This is a genomic window from Kitasatospora sp. NPDC001159, from assembly GCF_053598235.1.
Window position 1 is genome coordinate 1 of sequence record NZ_JBSFJV010000161.1, and the last position, 10,628, is coordinate 10,628.

Annotated in this window: 14 protein-coding genes; 6 read left to right on the forward strand and 8 right to left on the reverse strand. The window is 72.1% G+C overall.

From position 1 onward, the window contains the following. The coding region (locus ACWC9T_RS38875; protein ID WP_449825758.1) for an MBL fold metallo-hydrolase at positions 1-804 on the reverse strand (804 nt) is incomplete at its 3' end. Between the two features lie 213 nt (positions 805-1,017). Here ACWC9T_RS38875 and ACWC9T_RS38880 point away from each other — a divergent pair. Next, the gene (locus tag ACWC9T_RS38880) at positions 1,018-1,854 is read left to right on the forward strand and encodes an NmrA family NAD(P)-binding protein (protein ID WP_449825759.1); all 837 of its coding nucleotides are present in this window, start codon (positions 1,018-1,020) and stop codon (positions 1,852-1,854) included. Positions 1,855-2,280: 426 nt separating this feature from the next. On the opposite strand, the gene ACWC9T_RS38885 is transcribed toward ACWC9T_RS38880, so the two are convergent. Then, entirely contained in the window at positions 2,281-3,456 is a 1,176-nt protein-coding gene (locus tag ACWC9T_RS38885; protein WP_449825760.1) for an alpha/beta hydrolase, read from the reverse strand. A 95-nt stretch (positions 3,457-3,551) separates the two neighbouring features. Between ACWC9T_RS38885 and ACWC9T_RS38890 the strand changes: the two genes are divergently transcribed. Next, positions 3,552-4,523 (forward strand): ArsR/SmtB family transcription factor, encoded by a 972-nt coding sequence (locus ACWC9T_RS38890; RefSeq protein ID WP_449825761.1) that lies wholly within the window; start codon positions 3,552-3,554, stop codon positions 4,521-4,523. Positions 4,524-4,629: 106 nt separating this feature from the next. Here ACWC9T_RS38890 and ACWC9T_RS38895 read toward each other — a convergent pair whose 3' ends face one another. The 4 genes from ACWC9T_RS38895 to ACWC9T_RS38910 all read right to left on the reverse strand — a co-directional run bounded on the left by ACWC9T_RS38895 (position 4,630) and on the right by ACWC9T_RS38910 (position 6,515). Continuing rightward, positions 4,630-5,184, reverse strand: a complete 555-nt coding sequence (locus tag ACWC9T_RS38895; protein WP_449825762.1) for a GNAT family N-acetyltransferase — start codon at positions 5,182-5,184, stop codon at positions 4,630-4,632. 155 nt (positions 5,185-5,339) lie between these two features. Next, on the reverse strand, positions 5,340-5,780 hold the full coding sequence (locus ACWC9T_RS38900; protein ID WP_449825763.1) for a hypothetical protein: 441 nt from the start codon (positions 5,778-5,780) through the stop codon (positions 5,340-5,342). Between the two features lie 97 nt (positions 5,781-5,877). Next, a complete protein-coding gene (locus ACWC9T_RS38905; RefSeq protein WP_449825764.1) occupies positions 5,878-6,150 on the reverse strand; it encodes a hypothetical protein in 273 nt (90 codons plus the stop codon). Then, positions 6,147-6,515, reverse strand: a complete 369-nt coding sequence (locus tag ACWC9T_RS38910) for an ATP-binding protein (RefSeq protein WP_449825765.1) — start codon at positions 6,513-6,515, stop codon at positions 6,147-6,149. The genes ACWC9T_RS38905 and ACWC9T_RS38910 overlap by 4 nt, the downstream gene beginning before the upstream one ends. 231 nt (positions 6,516-6,746) lie before the next feature. Here ACWC9T_RS38910 and ACWC9T_RS38915 point away from each other — a divergent pair, with 231 nt between their 5' ends. The 3 genes from ACWC9T_RS38915 (at position 6,747) to ACWC9T_RS38925 (ending at position 8,551) form a co-directional block, all read left to right on the forward strand. Beyond that, on the forward strand, positions 6,747-7,598 hold the full coding sequence (locus ACWC9T_RS38915) for a helix-turn-helix domain-containing protein (protein ID WP_449825766.1): 852 nt from the start codon (positions 6,747-6,749) through the stop codon (positions 7,596-7,598). A gap of 4 nt (positions 7,599-7,602) precedes the next feature. Next, positions 7,603-7,788: a DUF397 domain-containing protein gene (locus ACWC9T_RS38920; RefSeq protein ID WP_449825767.1), complete on the forward strand. Its 186-nt coding sequence runs from the start codon at positions 7,603-7,605 to the stop codon at positions 7,786-7,788. A 637-nt stretch (positions 7,789-8,425) separates the two neighbouring features. Then, positions 8,426-8,551: a hypothetical protein gene (locus ACWC9T_RS38925; RefSeq protein WP_449825768.1), complete on the forward strand. Its 126-nt coding sequence runs from the start codon at positions 8,426-8,428 to the stop codon at positions 8,549-8,551. Between the two features lie 39 nt (positions 8,552-8,590). Here the strand turns inward: ACWC9T_RS38925 and ACWC9T_RS38930 are convergent, their stop codons facing one another. Continuing rightward, positions 8,591-9,085: an N-acetyltransferase gene (locus ACWC9T_RS38930; RefSeq protein ID WP_449825769.1), complete on the reverse strand. Its 495-nt coding sequence runs from the start codon at positions 9,083-9,085 to the stop codon at positions 8,591-8,593. A 64-nt stretch (positions 9,086-9,149) separates the two neighbouring features. Then, positions 9,150-9,872: an SMI1/KNR4 family protein gene (locus ACWC9T_RS38935; RefSeq protein WP_449825770.1), complete on the reverse strand. Its 723-nt coding sequence runs from the start codon at positions 9,870-9,872 to the stop codon at positions 9,150-9,152. A gap of 180 nt (positions 9,873-10,052) precedes the next feature. On the opposite strand from ACWC9T_RS38935, the gene ACWC9T_RS38940 reads away from it, so the two are divergent. Beyond that, on the forward strand, positions 10,053-10,463 hold the full coding sequence (locus ACWC9T_RS38940) for a VOC family protein (protein WP_449825771.1): 411 nt from the start codon (positions 10,053-10,055) through the stop codon (positions 10,461-10,463). Positions 10,464-10,628: the final 165 nt, after the last annotated feature.

The window sequence follows — 10,628 nt, forward strand, 5'->3', positions numbered from 1 at the left end:
TTGCACGGTCCAGCGCACGGGAGACAATGTCGTGCAGCCCCAGCGCGGCGACAGGAGCGGCCCCCGCCGATGGCAGGGGGCGGGAGAGTCGACGGGCCCCGCGAAGTGGGCCGCGGCGCGGGCGACCGCCTGCCCGGGGGTCACGGCCCGGCCGACATGGGTGACGACCAGGCGGCGCACGGCGGCCGCGGTGGCGGTCGCGCCGGCCTGTTCGGGGGTGTGGTGCGCCGGGTCGTCGCCCTCCGCCTCGCACAGCAACAGGTCGCAGCCCGCTGCCAGTTCGGTGAGCGCGGCGCACGGCGCGGTGTCGCCGGAGTAGACCAGCGAGCGGCCGCCGGCCTCCACCCGCAGGGCGAAGGCCGGCATGCCGTGGTCCACCGCCCGGCTGGTCAGCGCCATCGGGCCGACCGTCACCCGGTGCCCGTCGGACAACTCGGTGACGGCGAAAGCGGATTCGACCGGGCTGCGTCGCGCCGAATTGGTCAGGAAGTCCGCCAGCCGGTCCACGATGCCGAGCGGGCCGTAGAGCGGGATCGGCGCGGCGAGCCGGATGTCGGCGTACAGGGCGCCGTAGTAGGCGGTGAGCAGGTCGGCGCAGTGGTCGGCGTGCAGGTGCGAGATCCAGATCGCGTCCAGCTCGTCCAGCCGCGCGTACCGCTGGAGCGGGCCCAGCGTGCCGGTGCCGGCGTCCACCCAGACCCGACTTTCCCCGCCGGACACCAGGTAGCCGGAGCAGGGGTTGGCCACGCTCGGGTAGGGCGTGGCGCTCCCCAGGACGGTGAACCGCAACCGATCGTCGGACATCCGGCCAGCCTAGCCGCGACGCCCCCACGTGTTTCGACTCAGACCCAATGTCCCGCCGCGGCCGTGTCGGTGACGAGCTGCTCGGACGACCGCGCCGACCGAGGGCGCTTCACGCCGCCGGAGACCTCCGGCGCGCGACCCTCCCGGATGCCCACCAGTAGGCCGGTCAGCCACCGGGGCATAGTCCGGGCCCACCTGGTGTTCGAGGCAGGCATGACCAAGATTCTGGTGATCGGCGCAAACGGCAGTGTGGGCAGGCATGTTGTGGCCTCGCTGGCCGAAGGCGGTCACGAGGTGCGGGCGTTGGTGCGGGACGGCGCCAGGGCCGACCTGCCTGCGGCGGTGGAGGCCGTGCAGGGGGATCTGACGGCGCCGGAGAGCCTGGTGGACGCGCTGCGGGGCGGGGTGGAGAGCGTCTACCTGATGTGGCCGGGGATCCCGGTGCAGCCGCGGGTGGTGGAGCTGATCGCCGAGCACGCCGAGCGGGTCGTCTATCTGTCGGCGGATGTGGCCGACCTCGCGGACGACGAGCCGGCGGTGATCTTCCACCAGGAGATCGAGCGGTTGATCCGCAAGTCCGGCCTGGGCTGGACCTTCGTACGGGCGATCGACTTCGCGGGCAACATGCTCGGCTGGGCGGACCAGGTGCGCCGGGGCGTCGTCCGCTGGCCGTACGGCGAGGCGCGCCGCTCGCTGATCCACGAACGGGACATCGCGGACGTGGCGGTGGCGGCGCTCACCGAGGACGGGCACGACGGCGGCAAGTACGTGGTCACCGGGCCGGAGTCGATCGCCCACGCCGAGCTGGCGCGGATCATCGGCGAGGAGCTCGGCAGCGAGGTGCGCTGGGAGGAGCTGGCACCGGAGACGGCCCGCGAGCAGCTGACGGCGGCCTGGGGGAACGCGGCGTTCGTGGAGTCCCGGCTGCGCGCCTGGGAGTCGTTCGCCCGGGAACCGGAGCGGGTGACGGACACGGTGGAGCGGGTGCTCGGGCGTCCGGCGCGCAGCTTCCGCTCCTGGGTGCGGGACCACGCGGAGGACTTCCGGTAGCGGCCCGCCGGGCCCGGGGCCCGTCGCACGCCACGGGTCGGCGCGCCGACCGCCTCGTGCACGCCCAGGCGCCGCAGCAGAGCGCCGTTCTCCTCCGGCGCGCCGGTGGACGCGATCACGTGCGCCCCTGCGGCGCGGGCGAGCCGGACGGCGTACCGCCCGACTCCCCCGGTGGCCCCGGTGACCAGGACGGTACGGTCGAGCAGCGGCGCCACGCGGTGCAGGGCACGCAGGGCGGTGGCGCCGGCGACCGGGATGGTGGCGAGGGCGGCCGGGTCGGCCCCGGCTGGTGCGGCGCCGATCAACTCGGTTTCGACGTACCGCAGTTGTCACACCTGCGAAAACCTCACCCGGCACCTGCGGGCCGCCTGCGCCGAGCTGCCCGACGCCCTTGCGACGACGGTGGCGCCACGCAGCCGACAGGCCCTACCCGGCCAGGTGGCGGGCGAAGAAGCGGCGGACCGTACGGCGAACCTCCGGGACGGAGACGGCGGGCGGGACGCTGCCGATCACCGCGTTCCGGCGCTCCGCCGTGATCAGCCCGGCCGCCTGGAGCTGGGGCAGCACGGCCGCGAAGTCGGTGAACACCCAGTGGTCGGCGTCGGCGACGAGCGCGCGGCGGACCGTACGGCCGGAGCGGGCGAGGAGGGCCGACCAGGAGCGGTCCATCTCCCGCCGGCGCGCGAACTCCGCGCTGCCGAGCAGCAGCAGCGGGCGGTCGGTGCCCTGCGCGGCGACCGGGAGGAGTTCGCCGGACGGGAAGTCGAGGTAGCCCTCCAGGTTGATCCCGGCGCGGATCCGCCGGTCCTCGCGCAGCACCTCCGACACTGCGGTGGCACCCGCCGAGTGCCCGTACACGCCGAGGCGACGCAGGTCGAGGGTGGCGGCGAGTCCGGGCGGCAGCGGCAGGTCGGCGGTGCGGCGGAGGCAGCCGAGGACGAAGTGGAGGTCGGCGATCCGGGCGTCGACCATGGTGCGGAAGACGTCCGGCTGGTCGCGCGGGTCGCCGCGCAGCACGGTCGTGCGCACCTGCTCGCGACGGAAGGGCGTGGTGCCCGGGAACTCGACCGCGAGGGCGTCGCCGGGGTGGTCGACCGAGACGACGACGGCGCCGTGGCTCGCCAGCTCCTCGGCCAGGGACGTTCCCAGGCCGCGCGGGTCACCGCCGCCGGGGCTGTGCACCAGCACCGGGCGGCGGCCCGGCAGCGGCGGGGCGTCCTCGCAGGAGTGGGACGGGGTGGCAGCCCAGTCCACGCCCGGGCCGGGGAGCTGGAGCGGGGTGTGCGGCAGGATCTGGCCGAAGGCGCGCGCGGCCTGCGGGGGCAGTTGCGGGGCCGGGGCGCGGCCGGTGGTGTCGCGCGCCGGGTAGTAGACGGTCACCATCAGTTCGCGGCAGGGGACTTCGGGCACCCAGGGGTCGGGTCGGGAGGTGTCGACGAGGTAGAGCGAGTGGCGCCCGACGAGGTGGCGGCCGGTCGGGGCGGGGAGGACCGGGGCAAGGTCCCGCGCGGCTGCAAGGGCTCGACCGCCGTCGAACAGCAGCGCGGCGGGGCCCAGCAGGACGGACTTGGCGAGGGTGCGCCGGCTCAGTCGGAGGTTCATGCCGTGCAGGCTGTCCCACGAGGGCGGGTACGGGCGATCGTTTAGCGTGGAGGCTCAAGGATGGCGCCCGCGATCGGCGCCGGGCGGGGGGCGTCGTGATCCGGATCCACTTCACGCCGGAGGACTTCGCCCGGGTCCGCCTGGCACCTCGGCCCGCCCCGCTGCAGGAAGTGCACGCGGCGCTGGCGACAATGAGCCTGCCGGACGGCAGCCTGCTGCGCGCGCCCTGGCGGCGCCGGGCGCTGCGGGCCCTGCCCGGCGCGGCCCGGCCGCTCGCGGACCTCGTACCGGCCGGGCTGGCGCCGGGCTTCCTGGACACGACGGCGGACACGCTGCCGGATGCGCTGGACCAAGTCGCGGCGTGGCCGGTCGAGTTGGTGAGCGCCGAGCTGGAACGGGTCCATGCGTCCGTGCGAGCGCCCGCCCCGGCCTGGGTCCACGGCCTGTACCGGGGCGAACCCGAGGCGTGGCGGCTGGTCCGGCAGGCCCAGCAGGCGGCGTTCGGGGCACTGCTCGGCCCGGTCTGGGCGCAGGTGCAGGACCTGCACCACGCGGAGTTCGTGCGCCGGGCCGTCCAGCTCGCCGAGGGCGGCGCCGCGTTGCTGCTCCCCGCGGTCCTGCCGGGCAGCCGGTTGCGGGACGGCGTGTGGGAACTCCCGGGCCCCGCAAGGGAGATCCGGATCGGCGGGCGCGGGCTGCTGCTCCTGCCCAGCTTCCACTGGTTCGGCGAGCCGCTGCTGTCCGATCTGCGGGGCCGCCCGGTCACGGTCACCTACCCGGCCGGCTCCGGCTTCCCGCCACTGCCCGACGGCACCGCTGGCGCCGCCAGCCCGGAGGCGCTGGCCAGGGTGATCGGCGGCACCCGCACGGAGTTGCTGCACCTGCTGGCCGAGGAGCACACCACGACCGAGCTGGCCCGGCGGCTGCGCATCAGCGCCGCGACGGTGTCGGCCCACACGGCGGCTCTGCGCGGCGCCGGGCTGATCAGCACCTCCCGCGCCGGGAAGGCGGTGCTGCACCGGCGCACGGCGCTCGGCAGCCTGCTGCTGGGGGCGGGCAGCATCTGACGGCATCCGAGCGCGGGAGTACGGCGCCCGAGCTTCGGCGTGCCAGGGCACGGCGCACGAAGGTTCGGCGCCGGCCTCCGGAGTTCGGATGCCGGCGCCGCAGTGGTCAGCCCCGGAGGACCGCCAGTTCGATCTCCCGGTGCGCCTCGTCGCCCGGCACCGGCACCGAGACGCCGGAGTGCTTGAAGCCGGCCCGCAGGTACATCGCCTGGGCGCGCGCGTTGTCCTCGTGGACGAACAGTCGCACCCGCTCGATCCGGGGCTCGGTGAGCGACCACGACCACTCCTGAGCGGCTCGGATCAGCTCGTGCGCCGGCCCGGTGCCGCGCGCCTCGGGGCGGACGTAGAAGCCGACGAGGTGGGTCTGCGGGACCTCGATGACGTCGCCGCCGAGGGCCCCCGCCCCACCGGGCTGCTCGACCAGCACGGTGATGGTGCCGAGCCAGCGGCCGTCCTCAGCCTCCGCGACGAGCTGCCGCACGGTGTCACCCTCGGCCGCGCGCGTCGTCCGGGCCTGCCAGAACTCGTCGGGCTGGGCGGCGGCGTTCTCGTACGTGTCGAGGAAGGCGATGCCGGCGACCGGGTCCCGCAGGGCGTCCAGCCGGATCGCCTTGACCCGCTCCCATTCCTCGGTCCGTACGCGTCTGATGACGGTGATCATCACACGATGATCACCAGTGCCGCCGGCCCTGGCAACCCCCTTGTGCGGCCGGTTGTGCGGCCGGGCGTTCCTCGCCGCCTATCGGTGAGGTGCTTCACGCGCGGTGCCGGGCGGGCCGACTTCCCGCGCACCGGATCACGCGCGGTGCCGGGCGGTCACCCGACCAGCGGTTCGAGATGGGCCATCGCGTCGGCGAAGTCCTCGTCCAGCTGCTGGTAGGCGGCGGGATCGCCGGAGGTCACCGCATCACAGCGCGTCGCAACCTTCTGCAGGTCACCGAGGACCTGCACCCACTCCTCCGGTGCACCCGCCTCCGGCTGCAGCCCGTTGACTTTCGCAGCCATGGCGGTGCACGCCTTGCCGACGGTCTTGGCATCCCCGTTCGCGCTCGTGATGGTCGCGGCCATCGGGATCACCGCAGAACTCACCGTGCTGAACTGCGAGGATTGCAGGGCCCAGGCCTGCGCGGCACTGCTGGGGCTGGGGCTCGCGGGCGACGAAGAGGAGACGGAAGCGGCTGCCGAGGCGGCCACCGCCTTGCTACTGCTTGCAGGAGCAGTACTCGCGCAGCCCGTCAGTGCTGCAGCAGTGGTCACGAGCAGACATGCTGCGGTGAGGCGACGCATCCGTGCCCTTCGATCCGTTGGTATGGCGACGCGCGACTGTACCGGGCAGCGGCGAGACGGTTGAAGGTCAGGAGTCCGAGCATCGCTGGCGGCCGGCGTCTCGGTTGCGCTTGTACTCGCGGATGAGGGCGAGGAGGTTGATCAGGGTGCTGGCCGGGATGTTGCCGAGGCTGACGAGCGGGCGGCCCTGGAGGTTGATCTCGCCCGGGTTCGCGGAGGGCCAGAGGAGGCCGAACTCGCGCCCTTCGGTGCGGAGTTCGACGATGAGTTCGGTGAGCTGGCGGGCAGTGAGGTGGAGCAGGGCCGGGTCTGCGGGGTGGATGGGGTGATGGGCGCTCACGCGGCACCGTCCAGCTCCAGCTCGAACCAGACGGTTTTGCCCAGCTTCTGGGGGTCAACGCCCCAGCGGTGGGTGAGGGCGGCGACGAGCTGGAGACCTCGGCCGGACTCGGCGTGCGCAGAGGGGCTGCACCGCTCCGGGAGCTTCGGGCTGCGGTCGGAGACGCTGACGCGGAGGGTGCTGGAAAGGAAGAGGATGAGAACGACGGGGGAGGTCGTCTCCGCGTGGCGCCAGGCATTGACGATGAGTTCGACCATGGCGAGTTCGGCGTCCGCGATGGAGGAGGGCGACCAGCCCGCGCGGGTCATGCCGTCGCGGAGGACGTCGCGGGAGAGGGCGAGGGAGGGGGAGTTGAGGTTGCGCACAGGAATCTCCCTGGAATGAGGGGGGATTGAGGTGAGCGGGCTGTCGCCGTGAGCAAGTCCGGGCATGGGTGCTCTGCGGTGCGAGGCAGCGTTACTGACGCCCGCATCAGTGGTCGGTTCATCACCGACTGTAGGGCATCAGTGGTACATGTTGGGGTACTTCTACCCCGCCCTTCACTCGATCGATGGATTGCTGGACCCCTCAAGGGGTCGCGATGGATGCTTGGGGGCATGCCACCACGAACTACCCCATCAGCCAGGCAGGAACGAGTCGGCACTGAGCTGCGGAAGATGCGCGACTGCGCAGGCCGCACAACCGCCGAAGCTGCCGCGCTGTTCGGGTTTGCCCGAACGAAGATCACTCAGATCGAGAAAGGGCAGTACCCGATCAGCGCCGAGCGGGTACGCATGCTCGCCTGCGACTACGAGGAGAGCGATCACGCCTTCGTAGAGGCACTCGCGGCCATGGCCGAGGAGCGCCACAAGGGTTGGTGGGAGGAGTACCGAGGCTCCGTGCCGGTCGGCTTCCTGGACATTGCAGAGGTCGAGTACTTCTCCAGGGGAATGTGCACCTATCAGATCTCGCATGTCCCAGGCGCCATGCAGACCGAGGAGTACGGACGATCCATCTTCGGGGATCTCTACCCACCGCTCTCACCACGTCTCCTGGAAGCCCGGGTGGAGCATCGAGTACAGCGTTCGGCTTTCTTGATGCGGGAAGACGGTGAACCGTACTCGGCGTTGGTCCATGAGGCTGCCCTGCGAATGCTGTTCGGGGGCCGTGATGCCGCAAAACGACAGATGGACAAGCTGCTTGAGTACTCGGAGCTGCCCCACGTGACTCTTCGAGTGATCACCTTCAGCACCAATGGCTTCATGGGTGCAGGGCAAGGCATCGTCTACGCGAACGGCCCGGTGCCCCGCCTGGACACCGTCCAGCTCGATGCGGTCGGCGGTCCCGCGTTCCTTCACGAGCAACGGCAGATGGAGAACTACCGTCACATCATCGGCAAAATGACTGAGCGTGCCCTCACCGAGAGTCAGTCTCGCGATGCCATCAGGCTCATCAAGAAAGAGATCTAGCGCCATGGAAACACTCCACTGGAAGCGGCCGGAAGCTTGCCCCGATGGCTCAAGCTGCCCGGAGGTGGCCATAGGCCCCGACGCCGTCTACGTCCGTAGCAGCCTTCTCCCCGACGCCATCGCCCAACTCACCCCCACCGAATGGCACGACCTCGTCTCCGCCATCCGCAACGGCGAGTTCGACGTGTGATTCCCCTGCACCGGCCGGCGACAGCCGGCCGGTGCTTCAATACAGCACCATGCGGACAGAGATCGACGGCTTCGCCCTGATCGGCGGCGTTCGGGAGGACCTCGCCCCGCTCATCCTCGCCGGGCCCACCGGCTCCGCCGCCGACCGCCCCACCGGGCCCGCCGCCGCGATCAACCTCGACCTCCCCGTACCTCCCGCCGCGCCTGCTCGGGGCGGCCGAACGCCGCTGAGGCGGACCCCGCACCCCGTGGTTCGGCGCATGGGTCTTGAGCTGCTAATATTCTTCTTGTCGCGAGGGAGAATGATTCCTCGTCAGGCGTCAGCGGTGCTACCAGAGCACGCCCTACTTTCAGTAGGGAGAGTCCGTGCAACCCGGGCCTGGCGCTCCACAGTCGGACGGGGTCCGGCGCCTTCACCGGCGCCGGACCCCGTTCGCGTTCGCGACCGGGGGAAGGAAGCGACGACATCCCCCATCAGCCCTGCCCTGCTGAAGGCGCTCGGCGGCGGACCGCTCTGGACGGCGGAGCGCGCGGAGAGCTACGTACGGTACTGGGGCACGCCGAGGCTGGAGACGCAGATCGAGGTCGAGGGTGAGAACTACACCCGCTGGGCCCCGCCAGTGACCGATCCTCCGCCGATGGAGCTGGAGTTCGAGGGCGCGACGCACCACCTGGCCCACTTCAACGCCAACCGCGCCCGCTACTCGCCGCTGCCACCGCCCGCGGAACCGTCTCCGCCGCCGATCGGGCAGGCCGACGCCTGAGAGCCCACTGCCCTGCTCCCAGGGGTCGGTGCCGGAGGATCAGACCGCCGGCAGCGCCTTCCAGTCCTGCCAGGAGATGTCGCGCCCCAGGTAACGCGGCCGCTGGAACGGCCAGTCGGCGGCCACCCACTGCGGCACCAGGGCGTTCAACGCCTGCTCCACCTCGCCGCCGACCAACTCGTCCACCACCCACCACGAGAGCTCGCCGTCCGCACCCGTCCGCTCCGGCGGGTCGATGTAGACGCAGCCGAGGATCGCGGTCTCGGCGCGGTCGAGCAGGACGTAGTTGAAGGACTGGTGAGCGGCTATCTCCCGCTCGTGCCGGGCCAGGTCGATCCGGTTCGCCTCGAAGGTCATCGTCTCCGCGGGCCAGCCCCAGGCCGGGCCGAAGATGCCCCACAGGCGCTCGCGGGAGCCCATCACGGCCGGATAGTCGAGGGCGGCGTCGGCCTCCGTGATCGGCCGCAGGTGGTAGTCGCCGCTGAGCAGGGGAACGTGGACAGGGTGGACGAAGTCATCGGGCAGCCAGGTCATGGCGTCGAGGCTAACCAAGGACGGGCCGCGGGACCTCGGCATTTTCGGCCCCGGGTCGGCGCGGTCACCCGGCCTCGACGGGGGTGCCGGCCACCTGCCGCTCGCTCTCCGCGAGCCAGCCGAGGTACCACCGGGCGAAGGTCACCGGCTGGCCGTGCTCGTCGAGCAGCGGGGTGAGGTCCTCGTCGTCCACCCGGTGGTCGGACCAGATCCGGCCCCGCTCGGGGCCGCTCACGATCAGCCATTGCCGTGCGGCGCAGCCGAGGTGGGAGATCACGACGGCGCCCGCCGTACGATCCGGGGCGAACATCACGGGCTCCCAGCGTTCGTCCCAGGCCTCGCTGGCGTCGTCGAACTCCTCGATCTCCTCGAAGTCCTCCTCCTCGGGGCGCTCCGCGAGCAGCGCCCGCACCAGCTCGGGGTCGGGGCCCTGCCGGGGGAAGGGCTCGGCCAGCAGGGTGAGGTCGGCCAGGTCCGCGCCGTCGCCCTCCCAGCGCCAACGGCCCTGCACCTTGCGCACCGGGAACACCCCGTACGCCGGACCGGCGCCGCCCGCGCCGACGTTCAGCAGGAACCGCCGGTACTCCTCGGGCAGTTCAGCCCCGATCCGCACCTCAAGGTCGGCGAGCTCCGCCGCCGTCAGCGGCTTGTCCAGCCGGAACCGGTGCCCGCTGGAACCGAACACCACCGCGCTGCGCGGATCGCCGGCCAGCGCGGCCACCCGCTCCCGCACGCCCGCCCACGTCGGGTCTCCGGTTTCCTGCCGCGTGTCCTGTCCTTCGACCATGGGCACGCAGTCTAGAGAGAAGCCCGGACATCGGTCCCTGTCGAGCCGGGGCCGGTCAGGCCGACGCCTCTTCGCCACCGAGAACTAGGACCAGCGCCCGATGGCGCCCGACTCCGTGATCTCTAGGCTCGCAGCCATCACCGAACCCGGACCCACGCCCCAGCCCCAGGAAGTAGCACCATGCCGGCTGACGCCACCGCTCACATCCGCATCGCCCGCCCCTCGCGCGACCTCCGCGCGGCGGAGGACTTCTGGATCTCGGGGCTCGGGCTCGACGTCCTCTACCGGCACGAGACGGACGGCACCCCAGGTGAGCACTCGCTCCTCATGGCCGGCTGGCCCGATGCCACCTGGCACCTGGAGCTCGTCCACGACCCCGCCGCCCCGATCGAGCCGCGGCCGACCGCCGAGGACCTCCTGGTCGTCTACCTCGGCGAGCCGGTGCCGGACTCCCTGATCGAGCGGCTCGAACAGCACGGCGGCAAGCGGGTCCCCGCCCACAACCCGTACTGGGACACCTGGGGCGTGACCGTCCAGGACCCCGACGGCTACCTGCTGGTGCTGTCCGCCCGCTCCTGGTCCAACACGTAGGCCCTCACCGGGCCCTCGGCCACGGCGGCGAACCACCGGTCGATCTCGTCCAGGCCGGGCTGGTCGGTGCCGCTCATTAGAGGACCATCCCTTCTGCGGCCCTCTTCGGTAGGGTTGTGACCTCTCGGTCCCGGTGGGTGCATGGCCAGTCGCGCGAGCCGTTCG